A 22,106-nucleotide genomic window follows, 5' to 3' on the forward strand; every position below is an offset into this window, starting at 1 on the left:
TCCTTTTTTATTCTCAAAAAGCAAAACAGAGAACTTAAAAAAGGAGGATAACTAAGTGGCAAAGAAAGAATATTACCTTTATGTAAAAGGCAAAGCCGTACCTGTAAGCGAAGAAGTCTACAAAGCCTATTGGAAGATAACAGAGCATGAAAAGTATCTCCAAAGAAAAGATTGGAAGCATAATGTTATACCATTTTCAGGACTGGATCACGACGGACACTTCATAGACAACATCATAGATGAAAAAATAGACTTAGAAAAAATTGTAGAAGTAAAAATGCAAATTGAAGAACTTCATAGAGCATTAAATACTCTTTCAAAAGAAGAACGAGAGTTAATGGAAGCCATCTTCTACAAAGAAGAAAGCCTAAGGTCAATCGGTAAAAAAGAGAAAGTTACACATCAAGCAATCAGTGGGAGGAGGGATAGGATTTTAGAAAAACTGAGAAAGATTTTAGAAGATAAAATCTAAAAACTTGGAAGGGTTAAGTGTCAAAAAAAGGTGCTTAACCTTTCTTTATGGAAACAAGCAGATACCAAAATGGAGGAATGAAAAATGAAGAAAGAAAACACATTACAGGAAGTACAGGAACAAATTTCTGAACTTCAGGAAGAAAGAGAAAAGTGCAATGTGAAGCTGAAACAATTAGAAAATCAAGGCAAGAAATTAGAAAAACTTGCAAACGAAAAAGAACGAAAAAGAAGAAATCACAGGCTTATACAAAGAGGCTTGATAGTAGAAAGAGTGGTTAAAAATCCACTAATGTTTACCAATGAGGAGATAGAAGAATTACTTAAAGTTGCTACTCACACAGAAGAATACAGACAAGCCTATGAAGAAATGATAAATGGGAAAGATATGGAAGATGAAACAGACAGCGAGTAGACAGAATAAAAGACCTTAGTTTTTTCAGAAGCTCCCTGCAAGGGCAAAAAGCTTCGCAGAACGCAAAGCACCCTTTAGGGTGTATAATTGCGCCCTTAGAAAAACTAAGGGATTTTAGCAAGTCTTAAAACATACAAAAGTTAATAAAAATATACAGATAAAGCAGATAGGAAAAGATACAAAAATAACCTGTCTGCTTTTTTTATTTACCTGAAAACAAACAAAAAATGAAAGGAGCTTATACAGATGGCAGAAACATTTCACTTTAGTATATCAATGATAAGCAGAGGAAAAAGTAAATCGGCAGTTGCAAGTGCAGCATATATATCCTGTGAGAAATTAACAAATGAATGGGACGGAGTAACTCACGACTACCATAATAAAAAAGGACTTTTACATTCAGAAATCTTCTTGCCGGAGAATGTCCCCATAGCATTAAAAGATAGAACTACTTTATGGAATAGCGTTGAACTAAATGAGAAAGCAAGCAATGCACAGCTTGCAAGAAACTTCATTATCGCCTTACCGAAAGAATTATCTTTTGAAGAAAACAAGAAACTCATTATCGACTTCATACAAGAAAATTTTGCATCAAAAGGAATGATAGCAGACCTTGCAATCCATGATGAAAGTGATGAAGAAAATAACAATATCCATGCTCATATTATGACTACCCTTAGACCAATCAATGAAAAAGGAGAGTGGCAGGCAAAAAGCAAAAAAGAATATGTTCTTGATGAAAACGGAGAAAAGATAAAACTAAAAAGCGGAAACTATAAAACAAGAAAAGTAGAGCTGACAGACTGGAACGATAAAGGCAACGCAGAGAAATGGCGAGAGAATTTTGCAAGCCTTTGTAATCAGTATTTAGAAAAAAATCATCAGGAAAAGAGAGTGGATCATCGTTCCTACAAAAGACAAGGGATAGAAGAAATCCCAACCATTCACATGGGAGCAAGTGCCAGCGCCTTAGAGAAAAAAGGAATCGAAACCGACAAAGGAAACATCAACCGAGAAATAAAAAAGCACAACTCCTTAGTTAAGGCAATTAAAGAAAAATTGTTAGAGATTAACTCTTGGCTTAACTCACTTGTTTCTACATTTCAAGCAAAATATGACGAGTACAAAGAAACAAGACAACAAGAGATTGAGAACAAAGCCGAACTCTTTAACCTCTATGAATATATCTCTATCTATAACGAGATACAGGGAGAAAAAATAAAAAATCTATCCTACTATGGACAGATAAAAAAGGGAAATGCAGACCTAAAGAGATTTGTAAAAGCAATCTACTATCTAAAAGATAATCATCTTCAAACCATAGCAGACCTACAAGGAAAAGTCTTTGAACTTGCAAAACAAAGTAAAAAGATAAGTGGTGATATTCAAGAAAAAACACAAAGAATAAAAGACTTAAATCAATGTGTAAGCTGCATAGACTCTATCAAAGAAAACAAAGAAGTTTATCAGGAATACAAAAGCAAAACCATATTCAAAGACAGCTTTTATAATTCTCATAAAAAGGAAATAGATAAGTACCAAAGAGCAAGAAAGATTATAGAAAAATTTACAGGGACATCATCTATAAAATTAAGTGATTGGCAAAAAGAAATATCAAACCTTGAAAAAGAGATACAAAGTTTAACGGAAGATAAAGTTAAAGTACAAGACGAATTTAAGCAGATAGACCATATCAAATATGCAGTAAAGATTGTCAATGACGAGTATGGAATAGACCTATCTATTGAGATAGATAAGGCAATTAAGAGAGGAGATAAACCAAGTGTTATTGCACAGCTGAAAAAATTCCAAGAGCAAGAGGAAAGAAAGGAGCAGTACAAACAAAAAGCCAAGGAAAAGGCTAAAGAAAATTATAAAAATACAGGGGAGGAAAGATAAAAATGGCAGACAACAGAAGATACTATTGGTTAAAATTGAAAGAAGATTTTTTTACAGATAAGAGAATCAAAAGGCTAAGAAAAATATCAGGAGGAGATACCTATACAATCATTTACCTCAAATTGCTTTTGCTTAGCTTAAAAGATAGTGGGAAGCTGTATTATGACGGAGTAGAAACAGACTTTATCAAGGAGCTTGCATTAACGATTGATGAAACGGAAGATGATGTAATGGTTACAGTAAATTATCTTGTAGCACAAGGATTGATGGAGATAATCACAGAAAATGACGAGTATTTTTTAACAGAAATCCCAAGTCTTATAGGTTCAGAAACAGCGTCTACAAGGCGTTCGAGGAAATCAAGAGGACAAAAAGCGTTGCAATGCAACACTGGTGCAACACCTTGCAACCTTTTGCAACAAAACTGCAACGGAGAGATAGAGATAGAGAAAGAGATAGATATAGAGTTAGAAAAAGAGGGGGAGAAAGAAAAAATATCCCCCTCCCTTTATGGAGAATATAAAAATGTTTCCTTAACTGATGAAGAATATGGAAAATTAAAGGATAAAATGCAATGTCATAGGGATAAAATGATAGAGAAGCTGTCAACCTATATGCAAAGTACAGGAAGAAACTACAAAGACCATTATGCGACCTTGGTTCATTGGTATGAACAGGACAAAGGGAAATTAAAGGAAAACAGTAAATCAAAAGTATATACCTTTGAAGATTATGACAAGGGTGAACACTTGTAGACCTCGTATAAGACGGTGGAAAGGCTTTTTAAGAGTGTTAATAATAAAATAGGTATCAGATTATGGCTAATTGTAAAAACATCGTATAAGGGCTTAAATTTGTGGTATGGAAAAAATATCGTATTTATGATAAAATGATAATGATATGGTAATAAACTCAGTTATAAGGAGAGGATATATAAATGCGAATTCAATTTACTGTAACCGATGAAGAACTTGAAATTTTAACTAAAAAAGCAATAGAGGGAGGTTTCCCAAGCGTTACTGAATATTGTAAGTGTAGTAGTTTACAAGAAAATACAAGCTATGCTGACCTATATACTACCTTATTAAACAAAATTAGCTCTTTACCGAAAGGCAAAGAATTTGTTTTGAGAGAGTTAATCGCAACACCGCCGGCATTGATTGGCAGATGGTTTTATGAAAATGTAAATAAGAGACTTGTAAAAAATGTGGAACACATCGGAAAAGCTGAAGGTGGAGTAGAAAAATATAAAAGAATTTAGATAATGTTGGAGGTGCATTTCATGGCAGAAGAAAATAAAGAGATAGTTATTGTAGATGATAAAACTATACAAGAAAAAATATATCTTATTCGTGGGCAAAAAGTAATGCTTGATGCAGATTTAGCTGAAATATATGGTTATGAAACAAAAAACTTTAATAGACAGGTAAAAAACAATATTGAGAAGTTTGAAGGCGAAGATTTTATGTTTCAACTTACCGAGAATGAATTTGAAAACTTGAGGTGCAAAAATTTCACCTCAAGTTGGGGCGGTTCAAGATACTTACCAAATGCCTTTACAGAACAAGGTATTTATATGCTTATGACGGTATTAAGAGGTGAACTTGCGATTAGGCAAAGTAGAGCCTTAATTAGAACATTTAAGCAGATGAAAGACTTTATAATCGAAAATCAAGATTTTATTAGCTCAAAAGAATTGGTACAAATAGCAGTACAGACAAATCAAAACACAAAGGATATAGCTGAAATAAAGTCGCAAATGGCTACAAAAGAAGATTTGAAAAAGGTTATGGATAATTTTATAGATCCAGACACATACAAGCATTTCCTTTTAATGAATGGAGATAAGATTGAAGCAGATGTTGCTTATACAAAAATATATAAGTCTGCAAAGAAAAGCATTTATGTAATAGATAACTATATAGGCTTGAAAACCTTAGAATTATTAAGAGCTGCAAAAGACAATGTTGAAATTATAGTCTTTAGCGACAATGTGAAAAACAAGGATATGCTGACAAAAAATATCCTAAACGATTTTAGAAAAGATTACCCTAATATCAATCTGAAGATGAAAATTGCAGGTAAAAAGTATCACGATAGATATATTGCCATTGACTATGGAACAGACAGTGAAGCCTTTTATCTTTGCGGAGCATCATCAAAAGATGCAGGAAATAAAATATCAAGTATTACAAAGATAGAGGAATCTTCCAAGGATATGTATCATACGATGTTTGGCGGAATGCTGAACAATAAGGATTTGAAAATTTAATATGTAAATGGTAAAGCGTTATTAAATGAATAGCTACAAGACTTGTGAAAGGCGGTAGAAATAAAACTCTATCGTCTTTTTTTGATTGCAACTAACAGGAGGGAAACTAATATGCACGAAAATAAAAATAAACAGGATACAGGAACAAAAACTATAAAGAAAATTGGTAAAGCAACCTATGAAGTTGTTGTTCACTTTAATGAAAATGCAACGGAAACAATGCAAGACAAATTAAAACGCATAATTCTTAGAGAAATGGAGAGAGAAAAACATCAAAAAGCGATAAAAAATGATTAAAAAGTCCTTGACAAGTTGTTACAGGAAAAACTGCCAAGTCAATTCTAATATCTTGTGGAGCAAGACTTGCACCTTTTGATATAAGAGAGCTTAGAGAACTAATGAGCGAAGATGAACTAGAGCTTGATAAAATTGGAGATAGGAAAACTGCTTTGTTCGTAATAATATCAGATACTGATGATACCTTTAACTTTGTAGTATCAATAATGTATTCCCAATTATTTAATCTACTATGTGATAAGGCAGATGATGTGTATGGTGGAAGACTTCCAGTTCATGTTAGGTGTCTACTTGATGAGTTTGCCAATATAGGTTTAATTCCTAAATTTGAAAAACTAATAGCGACGATTCGTTCAAGAGAAATATCAGCAAGTATAATTCTGCAAGCACAATCTCAATTAAAAGCAATTTACAAAGACCATGCAGATACAATAGTTGGTAACTGTGACTCAACACTTTTTCTAGGAGGAAAAGAAAAAACAACAGTAAAAGAGTTATCAGAAACCTTAGGAAAAGAAACCATAGACCTATATAACACATCAGAAACAAGATCAAATCAAAAATCTTTTGGTCTAAATTATCAAAAGACTGGCAAGGAACTTATGAGCCAAGATGAAATAACTGTAATGGATGGCGGTAAATGCATATACCAGCTAAGAGGAGTAAGACCTTTCTTATCTGATAAATTCGATATTACAAAACATAAGAATTACAAGTTATTGGAAGATTATGATAAGAAAAACTTGTTTGATGTTGAAGAGTATTTAAAAAATAGAGATAAGGTAAAGTTAAAATCAAGTTATAAAATAAATAGGTTAAACATTTGAGTATATGGAGAAAGCAAAATGTGTGAAAATAGAAAATCATTTTTAATTATATTAAATATAAACGGTGAGCAGTTTATTTTAGAAAGTGATACAGAGCTCACAAAGGATAAGAAAAATTATATTGAAGCAATATGTGAGACAATGTACGATGAAAGTAATGAATGGTATGAAGATATATATGATATGTCCCCATATGATATAGCTGAGCTATTCGAAAAAACAGTAAAAGAAGAAGTAGGAATAACTGTTACATTTAAAGCGATAGACCTTGAAGTATCTATTTTAGAAGACTAGAAATATTGAAATGGATGAATATTGGTCTGATGATGGATTAGCACCAGAATGGCGTAAGAAAATGAAAATTGGGAAAAGAATTAGGTAAATTAGTTTAAGGAGATAAAATATTGATAGAAAGTAGACCTGAGTTTGATAAAATCACATCGTTTGATGAGTTTAATAAATACTATTGGTATCGTGAAGAACTTTCACAGATATGCAAGTCATTAGGATTAGAATACAGAGGTACAAAACAGGAACTCAATTATATTATTGAACAGTACTTTAAGGGTGATTTGATTAAAAAGTCATCAATAAAAAATGAAAAGAAACAAGTAGAAACTATTACCTTAGATACTCCATTACTTGAATGCGGGTTCTCCTTTAACACACATTTCAGAGAGTATTTCTCAATTTTAACAGATGTTTCGCCATTTAAATTTACTGCTGATATGGCTACTGCTTGGAGAAAAGTAAAAAGAGAAAATGATTTGAGTTTTACAATTCAAGATATGCTCAAAGTTTATTATGGAAAATCAGATTATGCTAAGTATGATAATTCGGTTTGTCAATGGAATCAATTTTTAAAGGATTTTTGTGCAGACGAAATTAGTTGTAACTACTCTAATAAAATACAAGTAGCTGCAATTCTTTGGAAAGAAGTCAGAGATTCAAAAAACAAAAAAGTTTATTCACGAGAACTTATAAAAAAATATGAGGATAAAATAGAAGACTATCACAAGTAAACAGAAACTATTTTTTTGAATGAAAAAAATTAATACAGATAGATGTTAGGCGATAGAAATTAAAAACTCTATCGTCTTTTTTTATACTCAAAATTAGGAGGTTAAGATGTTAAGGATAAGAGCTCCTACTTAGAACAATTTAATAAGGAATAATGTATAGCGATTGGAAATAAATAGATCCAGTCGCTTTTTTAATTGAAATTTATAGATTAAGGAGAAAAAATTAATGGATAGAGAAATGATAAATATTAATGCAAATTTAGTTAAGGAAGCTGAATTTTCAGAATTTGAAAAAGATGGAGAAAGTGTTCAAGTAGCAAATTTTGCTCTTGTTAAAAATTATGGAAAGGGCAAAGAATACACAAATTGCTCAGTATATGGAGAAAAGGTAGAAATTGTAAAAGAATTTGAAAAAGGAGATCTAATCCATGCCTTTGGATATTTCAAAGAAAACAAAAAAGGAGATAAGGTCTACAAGAATTTTATAGTTAAATCACTAAACAAAATAGAAAATAAGAAAGAAAACGAGGAGGAATAATATGGAATTTTTTACAGCTGGAGTTGGAGTTTTAAAGACACTTGTAACTGCAATTGGTGCAGGTTTAGGAGCATGGGGAGTTATTAACTTGATGGAAGGTTATGGTAATGATAACCCTGGTGCTAAATCTCAAGGTATTAAGCAATTTATGGCAAAATAAGGACGGAATAACACAACAAATTCTCTAAAACAAAACACTAAATCAATGTAAGATTGAATGAAATCAATATTTATGCTATAATTAAATAAATCTAATGAACAGAAAAAGAGGGATATTATGGCACTTAACTATAAACCATTATGGATACAGTTAGCAAAAAAAGGTTTAAAGAAAACTGATGTAATAGCTATGGCAGGACTTACAACAAATGTTATGGCACAAATGGGCAAGGATAAACCAATTACATTTAAGAATTTAGAAAGAATATGTAAGGCTCTATCTTGCACCCCTAATGATATTATTAGTTTTGAAGACAATTTTAGTGAAGAGGATTAGAAAATGAGTTTAAGGACAGAAGATCAAGTCAGGGATTATGCGAAATTAGTATTAGGCTTTGATGAAGCTGAAGAAAATGTTGATCAAGGGACTGGTCAAATAACTACTTTTAATCAATTAGGGTTTAAAGGATATTCAGATAAGCCAGATGGTTGGTATTTACCTAAAAACATGAATGATGTAGCAATAATCCTTGAAACAAAATCAGAAGAAAGAGATATTAGCAAACAAATTTTTATTGATGAGCTAATGAAAAATATAGACATAATTTCAAGCAAATATAAAAAAACTGTTGGAATTTTGTACAATGGCAAAGAAATCGCTATATATAAAAACAAGGAACTCATAAGAGTAGCTAATAAACTTCAACACAAGCAATACTATATTGATTTGTTTAAAGAAAATTATATAGATAAAAACAAAATTTTCACTCTAACAAAAAGAATAAATGATTTACTACACTTTAAATTCGGAATTAAGAATTTATATCATAGAATGATATTTACAGCTTCAGCCTTGGTAGTAGAAAGGTTTGGCGGCAATCTTGAAGCAATAAAAGATAATGGATATGAACCATTTAGAAATAAAATATATGATACTTTAGCAAAATCACTTCAAGATCATAGAAAACAAAATCTTAAAATAGATATTTTGCTTGAGGTGTACAGTGAAATAAAAATGAACATTGTAGAAAATCAAGATGATATAAATACATTTATTGACTGTATCATAGAAATCGCAGAGTCCATAAACTCAGATAACTGGAACGGCGAAGATGTAATGGGCATTTTCTTTAATGAATTTAATAGATACAAGAAAAAGTCTGAAAGTGGTCAAGTATTTACCCCAGAGCATATCACTTCATTTATGTACGATTTACTAGAGATAACTTATAACGACCGTTTACTTGACGCTACTTGCGGAACTTTTGACGTTGTAATCATGGAGCTAAAAGACGGTGATTTTAGAGTAATTGCAACCAACGGCAATCGTGAGCTTGGAGGTTTTGACTTTGACAATGCCCTTTTAGGATACGTTTTAAATTATGTCGAGGAAAAGCACGGCGTAGACTTATCAGAAGATATTTATGCCATTGAAGACTTGCGCGAAAAAGTAGAAGAGGCCAAAAAATCCTTGTCATCAAAGAGTAAAACCAATATCATCATTAACAATGACGGCATTAGAGACAAGATAGAAATTACAGTGGATCTTTTTAATTCTCTTATCATGGATGATGTTAAAAAGACCTTAAATATGATTATGTTTACCCTTGAAGACGCAGATATGGATAAGTCTGACATTGACAAGACCATTTTTGTCGGCGGCTCATCAAGGATGAAATTAGTCAGAGAGATGGTTGAAGACTTTATGGGCAAAAAGCCATCCTTTGAACTAAATCCAGATGAAGTTGTTGCCATGGGTGCAGCAATTCAAGCTCACTTACTTAAAGGGTCTGATACATCTGATCAAAATATAAGAGGAGTTAATATTATTGACGTCAACTCTCACTCGCTCGGACTTGTTGTTAACGATAGCGATAGTCAAATAGAGTTTAATGAAATAATTATTCCAAAAAACAGTCCTCTGCCAGCTTCATTTACAAAAACTTTCACAACCAGATATGAAAATCAAAATCTGGTTCGAGTTCAAGTTTGTGAGGGAGAGGATATGGACCTGGACTATGTAACGATTATTAGTGATACTACGCACGAACTGCCTCCAGCTGAAAGACCAATAGGATCAAAACTAGAAGTTACTTATAACTATGATGCTAATGGATTAGTAAGTGTAGATATTTATGATACTGCGACAGAAACTTCAATGAGGGCGGTTGAGCTTGAAAGAAAAGCGAACTTAAGTAAGCAAGAAGTAATGGAAAAGACAAATAAAATTTCAAACATTGATATTGAGTAGGTGAAAGATGAAAGATTACTATAAAATATTAAATATTGATCAAAATTTACATCAAGAACAGATAGCTGACTACCTCCACCAAGAGTTGAGGACTTGGACCATGAGGACGTCAAACCCTAAAAAAGAAGTTAGGGATGAGGCTGAAAAGATGGTCAAGGAAATTTCTGAGGCCTTGGATATTTTTAAAGATCCAGGAGCTTACAATGACTATATTAATAAACTCAACCAATATAGGAATTCACAAGCCAACCAGCAAAGACAACAATATCAGCAGCCACAGCAACAACAAAGACAAGAGCAGCCTCAGCAACAAGCAAATAATGGATATCTGACTGTTGAACAAGCTCTAGAAAAGGCACGTTCTTTGACTGGCTATGATAATAATGAGGCCTTTAGGTTAATAGATGCTTCAATTAAAGAACAGCCCGATAATCCTAAGACTTGGAGGGCGCTTGGTGATTTTTATAAAGCTACTAACAAGTATGACTTATCAAGGCATGCCTACTATAAAGTCTTTGACTTGGTTCCAGATGATTATCACTCAGCTTTTCATTTGTTTAACTTATGCGCTTTGACAAATGACAATTCAGATCTTGAAAAAATGTATAGGATTATTTATGATCCAATCAAAGATAAGAGCTCACCTTATGCACTTTATTTGGAGGGCAGATATTATTTATCAAAGAAAATGTACCAAGAAGCGCTTGCTGCTTTTAAAAAAGCATCTGAAATTGCTGGAGAAGGCAACAAATTTTATGCTGATTTAACCAGAAAACCTTTTAACTATGGGGTCACAAATGCAAATTTCAAGCAAGAGGTAGCTAGGGTGTATTCATTTATTGCTGAAGAGTATAAGGTAGAATACGAGGGTGAAAAATATCTAACCTCTAAAAACGATATATATAATTATATCTCATGTATGGAAAACGCTTATTCTAACAATCCTATTGATTATTATAAAAACTCTATAGAAAGTGCTAAAAAATTATTTGAAAAGACAGAGCTAGTAGAGATGGTTTGGCTGGTTGTAGGATTTTTAGTAGCTATAACTGTCTTATCACCACTTGTTGCATTCTTACCTTTAGTTGGAATTGTACTTGCCGTTTATCTGGTCAATAAGTTTATGAAAGTACCAGGATATATAGCTAATGCCTCTTTGGTAACAGGCAAGAGCAAGTTTATCATGGGCTATCAAGAGTGGAAGAATAATAGAAAAAGAAATAAAAGTAAAAAATAGGTGATAATGGGTCATGGATATGTCAATGAATTCTAGGACAATAGAAGAAAAGTTAAATGATAGACTGTATTCAGGGGGGACAGATACCTTCCTGCCATATTTGGAAAAGCACAGATCTGAAATAAGCTCTTCAACTTATTCCTATTATCTGGCAAAAGTTTCCTATATGAAGGGGCAAAAAGATGAAGCGGTTAGGATTTTAGAGGGAGAGGCTGAAAAGGATTTAAAATGCTATCAATTTTTGCTTGAAATTTATTTTGAAAATGAAAATAAAGATGATTTCAACAGAATCTACACTATAGTTGAAAACTTGTACCCAGCCAATGAAGACTTTAAGAAAATAAAATTTATGAAGCTCTTAGTAGACCATGACTATGGGACAATTGCACAAATAATCGACTCATATCCAGACAAGGGTTACGAGGCTTTGAAGCTCGAATTTTATTATAAGGTCGGAGAATACGACAAGCTTAGGAAATTTGCAAGAAAGATTATTTTGACTAGGCCGAATTCCAAAGAGTCCGATGCGGCAAATATGTTTTTGCAAAAAATTAAGACCGATTCTGCCAAAAAAGATATGGCACAGACGGCCTTACAAGAAAATTTAAGCAAACTTGATGAGCTGACTGGTCTAGATAGCGTTAAGCTAGAAGTAAGAAAAATTTTAAAACAAATTGAATTTGAACAGATGAGGCAAAAGCAGGGAATTGTTAACGAAAACAAGATGAGCTATCACTTTGCCTTTTATGGAAATCCAGGTACAGGTAAGACAACTGTTGCCAGACTCTTGGCAGATATATTTAAAAATGTAGGCATCTTAGAAACTGGCCAATTAGTTGAAGTTGATCGGGGCGATTTGGTTGGGCAATATATAGGGGCTACAGCCATTCAAACCCAAGAAAAAATCGACGAAGCCATGGGCGGTGTGCTTTTTATTGACGAGGCCTATTCATTAGCTCGCGGCAATGAAAATGATTTTGGTAAAGAGGCCATAGATACACTTGTAAAAGCTATGGAAGACAACAGGGACAAGATGATTGTAATCCTGGCGGGTTATACTGACGAGATGCGTGAACTTTTGAAATCCAATCCGGGCCTTAAGTCAAGAATTAATATGGAAATCTACTTTGAAGACTACGAAAATGATGACCTCCTAAAAATTGCGGAACTCTATGCCAAGAAAAATCAATTTACATTAACCGAAGATGGTAAAAAGGCCTTTATAAAGAGAATTGAAGAAGAAAAATCCCAGGAACATTTTGGCAACGGCAGGAGTGCTAGGAGTATTGTAGAAGACGCTATAAAGGAAAAAGCTCTGAGGGTTGCCGGTAAAAATGTTTCCAAGGAAGAACTCACAACCTTAAATGCCATAGACTTTGGCGTTGAATTAGAAAAAGTTGGCAGAGACGGCGTAGAAGAGGCCATGCAAGAACTTAATGCTCTAGTCGGTCTTGAGTCAGTCAAGAAAAGAGTAGAAGAGATTAAAAATCAAGTGATCTATAATAAAATGCTGGAAGAAAGGGGAATAAAAACTGCCACCAGATCTTATCATATGGTCTTTACTGGAAATCCAGGAACTGGTAAGACGACTGTTGCAAGGATTATTGGCAAGATTTTTTATGAGCTAGGAGTTCTTAGCGCAGAGAAATTTGTTGAAGCCGATAGGTCAGATTTGATTGGCCAGTATATAGGACATACCGCATCAAAGACAATCGATGTTTGTAAGTCAGCCTATGGGGGAATTTTATTTATAGATGAAGCTTATTCACTAACAAGCAAATACGAAAGAGATTTTGGTGCGGAAGCTATAGCAGCCCTTATCCTAGAAATGGAAAACAACCGTGATAAGCTAGTAGTTATAATGGCTGGTTATACTAATGAGATGGATGACTTTTTAAATGTAAATCCAGGTCTTAGATCTAGGATTGGAGATATAATCGAGTTTCCAGATTACGATCAGTTTGAACTCTTGGAAATATTTAAGAGGATTTGCACCTCCCAACACTATAATTTAGATGAGGATGCTGGGGAAGAAGTTCTAAAATACTTTGCATACTTGGTTGAAAATAAAGATAGAAACTTTGGTAACGGTAGGGAAGCGCGGAGGTTTTTCGAAAAAGTTACCACAGTCCAAGCTGGCAGGGTAGTAAATGAAGGCGCAGACGATATACTGCAAATAACCAAGAGAGATATATTGACTGCAATAGGAGTTTAGTATGGGTTTAATAGTAGGTGTATTTAAATCAGTTTTTCAATTAATATTCTTATGTACAAATGTCGCGGCCTTTTGCCTGTATGGGTACGACAAGCTAAAAGCAAGTTTTCACGGTTGGCGGGTGCCAGAGGTGGTCTTGCTTCTCTTTAGCCTAGCAGGGGGAGGCCTAGGTGGATTTGCCGCCATGTTTTTATTTAGGCACAAAATCAGAAAGTCATATTTTTATCTGGCAAATTTTATAGGCCTAGCAATACTTGGCAGAGTATTATAGAAAGTTAATTAAAAAGAGCACTTAGCTTTTTAAGTCTAAGTGCTTTTATAATTGAAACTGTATTAAAATTTGTAGAATAAATTTATGAATTTTTAGAGAATAAAAATCAAGGCAAAGTTAAAAATAAAATGCCTTTTGAAATTAGAATTGAAGGCCCGTGTAAAATGAAAAATAAATGCGATTTAAAAGTAAGGATACGAGGGCTTGTAAAATTAAAAAATAAATGCGATTTAAATTATAAAGCTCAAGGCTTTTTAAAAGTAAAAATAAAAATGAAAATTAAAATGCAAGTAAAAATAAAAGTTAAATTGCCAATTAAAATGAAGCTTATCTTGTAGACAAAAATACAAATTAAATTGCAAAAAATAAAATCAGATTGCAAAAAGCTTTTAAGTTACTTGAAGAAAATTTTTCACAATAATCAAAATAAAAAAGCTGTATGTATTTACTGGAATTTCCACTCCAACAAATACATACAGTTTTTTAATTTAGCAAAATTTCATCCTGTCTGGGTCGATGCCGCCCTCTCTTTCCCAAAAGCCTCCGAGATCTATGCCCGCTTCTTGGGCGATTTTTTCTATATAGGCCTTGTCCTCAGGATTTTTATAAATCAAGCAGACTCCGCAACAGTAGTCCGCCTCCCTGGGAGTTGGGGCAAGGGTTACATCTATGTCTGTCAGTTTTTGCGACAGGCTGTAAGCGTCTATTGAGTTTTTAAAAAACACAAAGTATTGCTTCATAAATTTTAGCCAAGCATTTCAATGAATGCACCGATTCTGGTTTTTAATTGTTCAGCGTCTTCGTCTGTGTAGTCGGTTTCAACTCCAAGTACAGGGATGCCTTCTTCTTTGAGGGCGCGTTCAACTTTTCTGCCTTCTAGGTCGTAGAGGGTGCAGAATTTTAAGTTGAGGTCGATAACTCCGTCTGCCTTGTATTCTTTGGCCAAGCGGATGATGTCGTCAATTCTGTCGTCGTTTGGTGTGAAGCAAGCGCAGTTGATGCTGCCTAGGTATCTCTTGGCCAGGTGTTCAACTTGTTCGTCGATTGTGCCTGGAGTTTCGTCAACTAGGTTTTCACAATATCTGAGGCCTGTGCACATTTCTTCGCCAACAACAGCTGCTCCCATGGATTCGATGATGTGGTGGATCTTCCAGTTTGGAATTGAAAGTGGAGTACCTGTTAAGAGAATTCTCTTGGCTCCTTCCTTGTAAACGCTAACGCCTTCTTTTACGCGTTCATCTAGTTCGTCACAGAGTTTGTTGATCATTTCTGTAAATCTGGCTGGGTCATCAAAGAAAGCAATTTGGGTTGTAAGTAAGACGTCTTTACCTGAAATAGGTACCTTGTCGAGTTTTCTAAAGTTATTTAATCTTTGCATAGCCTTGCGCTTGTTGTTGATAAGAACGATTGCGTCGTGGAGGCTTTCCTCTGTAACTTTGTTACCGGTTAGTTCTTCGATTTTTGTGATGTACTTTTTAATTTCTTTTTCCCATTTGATGAAGTCGTCTTCAGTTTTTAGTTGTGGAATGTCCATTACATAAACTGGTGCGTCTTCGCCAAGGATTTCCCAAGCTTTTTTCTTGCCGTCGCAAGTTGTTTCGCCTACAAATAGGTCTGCAATTCTAAAGAATGGGCAAGTTCTGTCAAATCTTGCACCAAGACTTGCTTTGATAAGTGGGCAAGTTGCTGTTGGAAGAACTTTTTCTCCGCCTGGTACCCAGAATTGGCTGCCTGAGCAGAGGCCTGTTACAATTGCGTTTGCAGCAATTGGCACTTCGTCTGGTACGTGGATACAAAAAGTTCCAACGACTTTTCTGCCTTTTTCTTGTTCTGCGATTAATTCTGATGGTCTAATTCCGTGGATGTCACCAACGACCATGTTGAAATAATCCATGCCCTTTGGTCTGTTTTCTTGACTTAGGAAAACGTCACCAAAAGCTCCTGGTAAAACTTCGCACAGGACGTCGTGTTTTTCAACATCCATGCCGATATTTGACCACATTTCATGATTCTTATCCATTTTTACACCTCGTATTTAATATATTTATCACAAAAAGCACAGCCATAGGGAGCGAAGTCCGCCTGGCTTGTACTTTCTATAATACTAAAATTGTCGCAATCAATCCCGTCAATTATACCATAGGGGCAGGGGACTTTGATTGTTTTTCTAATATTATTTATATTTTTGTATTCACTTGTTAGTTCTTGTAAGATTTCTATCCGCCTATCAAGGTCGGGTTCAAAGCGCAGATAAAATTTTGCGTAGGCAAGGAGCTTTGAATCGATATCACTTGCGGCAAGAAAATTAAAGGCTTCATCTATTTTATTTAGTTTTGCTTTTATGTTTGTATATTTTTCTTGGTTAAAAATGTAAGAGCCATCTTTTAAGTAAGTTTTTAAATTTTCTTCCGCCACAAAGTCCTTGTCAGTAACTGCCGATATTTCTTTTACAAAATATGGGCACATACCATCGTGGACTATAAAGCCTGCAGAAAAGAGCAGGGGGCACTTTCCTGTTTCCAGATAAATCCGGCTGGCATTTATGGGATGGCAGGACTCCTTTACCTGTCCGTGCTCAAATATATATCCCTCGACCGATACAATTGGATAGGGGATGATATCGCATGCACGTAGCACAGCTTCATCCACATTTCCAAAGGTCCCGGCTATGGCCTTGCCTTCTATTTTTCTATTGATGGCGTGGACATAAGCCTCCCGCCGTAAATTTTTAAAAAAATCTATATTATGCAAGGAGGGCCGCCCCGATTGCACCAGCAAATCTTGCACGTGGATCTGTTTTCACTTCTGTTTTTAGCTCCTCAGAAAGTTTTTCGACCATATATGGGCTGTCACAAAAACCGCCTGTCAAAAATACATCGCCTGCCTTTAAACGCTTGGATGAAAGTGAAGCTACCTTTGTTACGATTGATGCAACTACTCCTGAGCAAATGTCTTCGCGCGGAGTACCCTTGCCCATGAGGCTTATGATTTCTGATTCAGCAAAAACTGTGCACAGGCTTGAGATGGGAACTGGTTCCCCTCTTTCAGCGTATTCGTACATTTCGCTGAGGGTAAGTCCAAGTCTGTTGGCCATAACTTCCAAAAATTTTCCTGTGCCTGCTGAACACTTGTCGTTCATCAAAAAGTCAGAGACCATTCCGTTTTCGACGACGATAACCTTTGTATCTTGGCCGCCGATGTCGATGACAGTCATATCGCCTGGGTGAAGGTACATGGCTCCTTTGGCGTGGCAGGTGATCTCTGTGATCGTCTTGTCTGCATAAGGGACGGATACGCGTCCATAACCAGTTGCAACTATATCCATGTCGCCTAGGTTCAGGCTCTTTAGCCAGCGTAGGATTTCTTCGCCAGTTTCACGGCTGTTCCATCCGCTTGGCAGCAATTTTGTGTATAAAATTTCTTTTTTATCTTGGTCCATTACTGCGACTTTTGAAGCAGTTGAACCAATATCTATTCCAACATGTACCAATTCGATTCCTCCTTATATGTCTATAAGTTAATTGTATTTAAGTTAATAGATTAAATCAAGTATTATAAAAAAACTTTATAGGAAAGCTGGCGTTATTAAAAATATCTATACTGAGCCCATGTAATCATTTATTAATAGTAATCAACATCGTTTTTGGTTATAATATTATGTAGATAAAATTTATTATTTAACAAGGGTTTATTTGTTAGGAAAACTTATTTAAAAACCTGTACATAGGACTGAAATTATAAGGAGTGAGAAAATGATTGAACTAAGAAAAGATTTACCAGAAATATTTGAAGAATTTGCAGATGCCAGGAGGGAGGCATTTTTAAAAGTCAAGGAAATCAAGGACCAAGATATTCCTGTTGTAGGAGTTTTTTGCACATTTTTCCCTCAAGAATTGGCCCTGGCAGCAGGGGCAACTTCAGTTTCCCTTTGTGCAACCAGCGATGAGACAATTGCAGATGCAGAAAGGGATTTGCCAAAAAATCTCTGTCCCCTAATTAAATCTTCATACGGCTTTGCCATTACAGACAAGTGCCCATTCTTCCACTTTTCAGATTTGATCGTGGGCGAAACCACTTGCGATGGCAAGAAAAAAATGTACGAATACTTGGGCAAGGTCAAGCCAACCCACGTAATGGAACTGCCTAACAAGCAATCCGAAAAAGGTTTGGAACTTTGGTACAACGAAGTTATCAAGATGAAAGAATACTTGGAAGATTTTTTTAAAGTAGAAATCTCTGATGAAGATATTCGCGAAGCCATTAAAGTTAAAAATGCCGAACGCTCAGCCATTAAAGATTTTTATAGCATAATGAAAGAAGACGAGCTTCCAATTATGGGTCTTGATATGTGGCATGTCCTCCATGGGGCGACTTTTAAATTTGACAAGAGGGCCATACCTGGAGAATTGGCAGGATTAAAGGAAAAAGTTTTAAGCGAACATAAGCACATCAAGGGCAAGAAGCGTATCCTAGTTACAGGCTGCCCAATTGGTGGTGCAACTGAAAAAGTTATTTCAGCTATCGAAGACAATGGTGGAATCGTAGTTGCCTTTGAAAACTGCGGAGGTGCCAAGGCCATCGACAGAAATGTTGAAGAGGGCACAGATGACCCATATATGGCAATTGCTGAAAAATATTTAAATATCGGATGCGCTTGCATGAGTCCAAACCCAAATCGTCGCGAACTATTGGGCAGGATGATTGATGAATACAAGGTAGATGGCGTTGTGGACATGCACTTGCAAACCTGCACACCCTTCCAAGTTGAAAGCCTGGAAATCAAAAACTTCTGCAACAAAGAAAAAAATATTCCATATATTGCAGTTGAAACAGACTATTCACAATCAGACATTGGCCAGTTAAATACAAGGCTAGAAGCCTTTGTTGAAATGATCTAATGAAAGTTTTACTAGCAGGTGGTGGCCACGGCCACATAAATGTTTTAAAAAATTTAATAAAAAATCCAGTGGACGCTGATTTTACTTTGGTTACAGATTTTAAACGCCAATATTATTCAGGTATGTTGCCTGGTTTTATAGAAGGGATTTACACGGAGGATGAAATTTCCTTTAACGTGCCCGACCTTTGTAAAAGGGCCGGTGTCAAATATGTAGAGGATAAAATTTTATCCATTGATCAAGAAGCTAAAAAACTTTACAGCGAAAATGCCGTTTATGATTACGATATAATTTCAATCAACTTAGGCTCTCTTTCAAATATTATTTTTCCAATTGAGAGCGACCATGTCTGCCTGGTAAAGCCCATTAGCGAAGTGGTCAAAGCCAAGGAAGAATTGGACCAGTATTTCAAAGTTCACGGACAAAGCGGACGTTTGATTTTTATTGGCGGAGGAGCATCTGGAGTTGAGCTTGCCCTGGCTTTTAGGGCGGCCTACAAGGATGTCGATATTGAAATAATAACAGCCCATGATATACTGGAAAATTTTAATGACAGGGCCAAGAGGAAATTAGAAAAAATATTGAAAGATAAAAATATTTTTATTCGCAAGAACGAAAGGGTGGAAAAGATCAAGGACCAAGTGGTCTTTACCGACAAGGGAACTTATGACTTTGCCCGCGCCTTTATAACCACAGGCTTCCGTGGACCAGATGTAAAGTTCGAGAATTTCCAGACTACAGATAAGAATTACCTCTGGGTTTCAGAATCCCTTGTAGCGGGCGATGATGCCCTTGTAATGGGAGACACGGCAACTCTCAGGGCCTATCCGGACTTAAACAAGGCAGGAGTCTTTGCCATTCGCGAGGCGCCGATTCTCTATGCAAATTTGATCAAGGCCATAGAAAACAAAACTTGCTTTGAATCCTATACTCCGCAGACTAAGTACCTGCAAATTATAAATTGCGGTGGCAAAAAGGCTGCTGCCAATTACGGTGGACTGGCTTTTTACGGGCGAATAATGTGGAAGCTCAAGGACAAGATCGATAGAAAGTATATGGAAGTTTAAAAAGAAGTAGAAATATGAGCACCTGGATAAAAGTCCAGGTGTTTTTAGTAAAGAAGATTATGTTGTTAAAAATAAAATCTTTGTTTTGCAAAAAAAGATTTTATGATACAATAAATGTATTAATAAGTTCAAAAAGGAGGAGATAGGATGGACTTAGCATTTGGAATCTTTGCCATAATGGATGCAATTGTAAGTATTGCTCTGAAGATTCGTGGAGATGACAATAAGAAATACTCTTATGCAAGCGTGTGCTTAACAGCCCTTACTATGGCGTTTTTTTATAAGGACGCGGCCAGGATGGTGGTCGAAAAAGATTTTTCAGGCCTGGAAGATGTTGTAGTGACCATAGCAAATCCGCTTATGTATTTGGTAATAGCATCGATTGTAATAAATACGCTGGCACTTGTAGATTTTAAAAAGAAATAGAAGTATGAGCACCTGGATAAAAAGTACAGGTGTTTTTGTGTTTTGAAAACAAGTTTTTCTATTGCAATAAATATTTGCTTTGGCTATAATGATAAATATATTAAAAAGTATTTACAGGAGGGACTTATGTGGTGTAAAAATTGCGGGAGTGAAATTGAGCCGGGGGCAAAATTTTGTACAGCTTGTGGGGCAAAGGTGGATGATAATCCAGAGACTCCAATGAACGAAGAACAAGATCTAAATAATCAAGCTTCAGTTAATCAGGCTCCAGTTAAAAAATCTAAGAATTCTAAAATTATTTTTGGAATTATTGCAGGAATTTTAATCTTGGCCTTGGTTGGATTTGGTGTTTATAAATTTATGAACCAAAAGTTATCTGCTGATGGAGCAGAAGAATTGATAGAGGATTTTTTTGAAAGATATTTTAATTCTGAAACAAGATTAGAGGCCTCTGATTATCTGTCAGCTACTGCTGATTTAAATTCTTTTATTTCTGCAGAAAATCTAAAAAAATCTGAAGAAATTTTTGATAAAGAGGATGGCAAAATTAAATTCGATCTGGAAGAAGTGGGCGATAGCTTTGACACAGAAGACGACTGGGCCACTATGGATTTTAATTTAAAAACATCCGCTTCTGGCACAGAATTTTCAGATAATATTAACGTAGAATACCTAAAAGATGGCAGAAAATGGAAGATAGATAAGATCTCTGGCCTAGATGATTGGGTGGCAAACAAACCTTCTGTTGATAAGCTTTTACAACTGGCAGATGATTTTTTAAATGAGTACATGTTCTCCTGGGATATCAGCGAAATGGAAACCATGGCACAAAGCAGAAAATCACAAGGCGGCTTAATTGACAACACAGAATTTCATGAACTTGGAATTTTCCAAAATACTGCTGACGATGATTTTTCCCTAAATATAAAATTAGATGCAAAGCCTTCCGACTTAAAGGTTGAAGGAGACAAGATAAATCTTAAAACAAATATAAAATCTTTTGCAGGCGGAAAGGAATATGAGGATGAACTCAATTTCGTTTTCGTTAGAGAAGGAGAGGACTACAAGGTTTATGATGTCAAAGGCTTAAATGTTTGGGTCAATGGAAAACTGACAATAGGTAATGCCTATAGGATCATAGACTTTTTCGATCTATTAACTAGGCACTATGTTTACGATGAAGATATTGACTATGATGACTACCTGGTCAAGGATGGGCCTTTTAAAAAATTCATCACGTCTGAGGAAATGGTAAAACGTTTTGAAGAAGAAGCTATGCTTACAAATATGTTTTCCCTAGATATTCCAAATGTAGAGATAGATTACCTAGATGATGGAACAGCTAATATTTATGAACCTTTAGACTATTCTGCATTTTATGGTGGATTTTCAAAATTCGTAACTCTCAATCTTAAACTTGAAGATGGCAAAGTTAAGCTAAATGATATCTTAGAGAAAGAAAAGTTCTTTAATATGGCTCCAACCGCAGCTTCAATAAAAAATATTGTAGAAACAGGATTTAGCAAACTTTATGTAGACTATGATCCAGCTGGTTTTGATTACTTTAGCCCAAGTACCAGGTCCTATATGCCTTCTATTGAAGGGATTAAGGAAAGTATAGAGGAAGAGGGTAAGGTAGTTAAGGTTGAAGCTGAAGTAGGATATTTTGAAGTGGATTATGACTCACCTAAACTGACAGCTGTAGTGACTATGAAACTTTACTATGAAGACGGCAGGGTAGATGAGGAAAATGGAAATATGGTTTTTGATGCAGATGATGATAATTGGACATGGCTGATAAGAGATTTTATACAATAATTAATAAATTCTGAAAACTAAAA

General features: G+C 35.1%; 24 protein-coding genes and 2 pseudogenes. 22 read left to right on the plus strand and 4 right to left on the minus strand.

Going from position 1 to position 22,106, the window contains the following annotated elements; all coding sequences use genetic code 11:
• Positions 1–55: 55 nt before the first annotated feature.
• The 18 genes and pseudogenes from AC6FXG_RS08480 (at position 56) to AC6FXG_RS08565 (ending at position 14,212) form a co-directional block, all read left to right on the plus strand.
• Positions 56–472: a sigma factor-like helix-turn-helix DNA-binding protein gene (locus AC6FXG_RS08480; protein WP_005957966.1), complete on the plus strand. Its 417-nt coding sequence runs from the start codon at positions 56–58 to the stop codon at positions 470–472.
• Positions 473–556: 84 nt separating this feature from the next.
• On the plus strand, positions 557–886 hold the full coding sequence (locus AC6FXG_RS08485) for a DUF3847 domain-containing protein (RefSeq protein ID WP_002842117.1): 330 nt from the start codon (positions 557–559) through the stop codon (positions 884–886).
• Between the two features lie 246 nt (positions 887–1,132).
• The gene (gene mobQ / locus AC6FXG_RS08490; RefSeq protein WP_500572339.1) at positions 1,133–2,785 is read left to right on the plus strand and encodes a MobQ family relaxase; all 1,653 of its coding nucleotides are present in this window, start codon (positions 1,133–1,135) and stop codon (positions 2,783–2,785) included.
• 2 nt (positions 2,786–2,787) lie between these two features.
• The gene (locus AC6FXG_RS08495) at positions 2,788–3,540 is read left to right on the plus strand and encodes a phage replisome organizer N-terminal domain-containing protein (protein ID WP_000774842.1); all 753 of its coding nucleotides are present in this window, start codon (positions 2,788–2,790) and stop codon (positions 3,538–3,540) included.
• A gap of 182 nt (positions 3,541–3,722) precedes the next feature.
• Positions 3,723–4,046, plus strand: a complete 324-nt coding sequence (locus AC6FXG_RS08500) for a hypothetical protein (RefSeq protein WP_001222545.1) — start codon at positions 3,723–3,725, stop codon at positions 4,044–4,046.
• A 21-nt stretch (positions 4,047–4,067) separates the two neighbouring features.
• A complete protein-coding gene (locus tag AC6FXG_RS08505) occupies positions 4,068–5,057 on the plus strand; it encodes an ORF6N domain-containing protein (protein ID WP_005957950.1) in 990 nt (329 codons plus the stop codon).
• 111 nt (positions 5,058–5,168) lie between these two features.
• Positions 5,169–5,354 (plus strand): transposon-encoded TnpW family protein, encoded by a 186-nt coding sequence (locus AC6FXG_RS08510; protein ID WP_035111040.1) that lies wholly within the window; start codon positions 5,169–5,171, stop codon positions 5,352–5,354.
• An 11-nt stretch (positions 5,355–5,365) separates the two neighbouring features.
• A pseudogene (locus AC6FXG_RS08515) lies at positions 5,366–6,181 on the plus strand (VirD4-like conjugal transfer protein, CD1115 family); the annotation flags it as partial.
• 18 nt (positions 6,182–6,199) lie between these two features.
• On the plus strand, positions 6,200–6,475 hold the full coding sequence (locus tag AC6FXG_RS08520) for a hypothetical protein (RefSeq protein WP_500572340.1): 276 nt from the start codon (positions 6,200–6,202) through the stop codon (positions 6,473–6,475).
• 110 nt (positions 6,476–6,585) lie between these two features.
• Positions 6,586–7,203, plus strand: coding sequence for an SAP domain-containing protein (locus tag AC6FXG_RS08525; protein ID WP_010815620.1), 618 nt, complete (start codon positions 6,586–6,588; stop codon positions 7,201–7,203).
• Positions 7,204–7,429: 226 nt separating this feature from the next.
• A complete protein-coding gene (locus AC6FXG_RS08530; protein WP_267986334.1) occupies positions 7,430–7,741 on the plus strand; it encodes a single-stranded DNA-binding protein in 312 nt (103 codons plus the stop codon).
• A 1-nt stretch (position 7,742) separates the two neighbouring features.
• Positions 7,743–7,895, plus strand: a pseudogene (locus AC6FXG_RS08535) (Maff2 family mobile element protein); the annotation flags it as partial.
• 123 nt (positions 7,896–8,018) lie between these two features.
• Positions 8,019–8,237, plus strand: a complete 219-nt coding sequence (locus AC6FXG_RS08540) for a helix-turn-helix domain-containing protein (RefSeq protein WP_004825248.1) — start codon at positions 8,019–8,021, stop codon at positions 8,235–8,237.
• 3 nt (positions 8,238–8,240) lie between these two features.
• The gene (locus AC6FXG_RS08545; RefSeq protein ID WP_500572341.1) at positions 8,241–10,151 is read left to right on the plus strand and encodes an Hsp70 family protein; all 1,911 of its coding nucleotides are present in this window, start codon (positions 8,241–8,243) and stop codon (positions 10,149–10,151) included.
• 7 nt (positions 10,152–10,158) lie between these two features.
• Positions 10,159–11,388: a tetratricopeptide repeat protein gene (locus AC6FXG_RS08550; RefSeq protein WP_500572342.1), complete on the plus strand. Its 1,230-nt coding sequence runs from the start codon at positions 10,159–10,161 to the stop codon at positions 11,386–11,388.
• A 25-nt stretch (positions 11,389–11,413) separates the two neighbouring features.
• Positions 11,414–13,603, plus strand: coding sequence for an AAA family ATPase (locus AC6FXG_RS08555; protein WP_500572343.1), 2,190 nt, complete (start codon positions 11,414–11,416; stop codon positions 13,601–13,603).
• Position 13,604: 1 nt separating this feature from the next.
• Positions 13,605–13,874: a DUF1294 domain-containing protein gene (locus tag AC6FXG_RS08560; protein WP_099950232.1), complete on the plus strand. Its 270-nt coding sequence runs from the start codon at positions 13,605–13,607 to the stop codon at positions 13,872–13,874.
• Positions 13,875–14,002: 128 nt separating this feature from the next.
• Entirely contained in the window at positions 14,003–14,212 is a 210-nt protein-coding gene (locus AC6FXG_RS08565; protein WP_500572344.1) for a hypothetical protein, read from the plus strand.
• Positions 14,213–14,362: 150 nt separating this feature from the next.
• Here the strand turns inward: AC6FXG_RS08565 and AC6FXG_RS08570 are convergent, their stop codons facing one another.
• Genes AC6FXG_RS08570 through AC6FXG_RS08585 form a run of 4 tightly spaced genes read right to left on the minus strand, consistent with a single transcriptional unit; the run spans position 14,363 to position 17,364 of the window.
• Positions 14,363–14,614, minus strand: a complete 252-nt coding sequence (locus tag AC6FXG_RS08570; RefSeq protein WP_500572345.1) for a putative Se/S carrier-like protein — start codon at positions 14,612–14,614, stop codon at positions 14,363–14,365.
• 5 nt (positions 14,615–14,619) lie between these two features.
• The gene (locus tag AC6FXG_RS08575) at positions 14,620–15,894 is read right to left on the minus strand and encodes a double-cubane-cluster-containing anaerobic reductase (protein ID WP_500572346.1); all 1,275 of its coding nucleotides are present in this window, start codon (positions 15,892–15,894) and stop codon (positions 14,620–14,622) included.
• A 2-nt stretch (positions 15,895–15,896) separates the two neighbouring features.
• Positions 15,897–16,625 carry a hypothetical protein gene (locus AC6FXG_RS08580; protein WP_500572347.1) on the minus strand — a complete coding sequence of 243 codons (729 nt, stop codon included), beginning with the start codon at positions 16,623–16,625 and terminating at the stop codon, positions 15,897–15,899.
• Positions 16,618–17,364, minus strand: coding sequence for an acyl-CoA dehydratase activase (locus tag AC6FXG_RS08585; RefSeq protein WP_500572348.1), 747 nt, complete (start codon positions 17,362–17,364; stop codon positions 16,618–16,620). The genes AC6FXG_RS08580 and AC6FXG_RS08585 overlap by 8 nt, the downstream gene beginning before the upstream one ends.
• A gap of 262 nt (positions 17,365–17,626) precedes the next feature.
• Between AC6FXG_RS08585 and AC6FXG_RS08590 the strand changes: the two genes are divergently transcribed.
• The 4 genes from AC6FXG_RS08590 (at position 17,627) to AC6FXG_RS08605 (ending at position 22,083) form a co-directional block, all read left to right on the plus strand.
• Positions 17,627–18,772 (plus strand): double-cubane-cluster-containing anaerobic reductase, encoded by a 1,146-nt coding sequence (locus AC6FXG_RS08590; RefSeq protein WP_500572349.1) that lies wholly within the window; start codon positions 17,627–17,629, stop codon positions 18,770–18,772.
• Positions 18,772–19,839 carry an FAD-dependent oxidoreductase gene (locus AC6FXG_RS08595; protein ID WP_500572350.1) on the plus strand — a complete coding sequence of 356 codons (1,068 nt, stop codon included), beginning with the start codon at positions 18,772–18,774 and terminating at the stop codon, positions 19,837–19,839. Before AC6FXG_RS08590 ends, AC6FXG_RS08595 begins: the two co-directional genes overlap by 1 nt.
• A gap of 147 nt (positions 19,840–19,986) precedes the next feature.
• The gene (locus AC6FXG_RS08600) at positions 19,987–20,265 is read left to right on the plus strand and encodes a hypothetical protein (protein WP_500572351.1); all 279 of its coding nucleotides are present in this window, start codon (positions 19,987–19,989) and stop codon (positions 20,263–20,265) included.
• A 126-nt stretch (positions 20,266–20,391) separates the two neighbouring features.
• Positions 20,392–22,083: a zinc-ribbon domain-containing protein gene (locus tag AC6FXG_RS08605; RefSeq protein WP_500572352.1), complete on the plus strand. Its 1,692-nt coding sequence runs from the start codon at positions 20,392–20,394 to the stop codon at positions 22,081–22,083.
• Positions 22,084–22,106: the final 23 nt, after the last annotated feature.

This window comes from Ezakiella massiliensis, assembly GCF_059862345.1.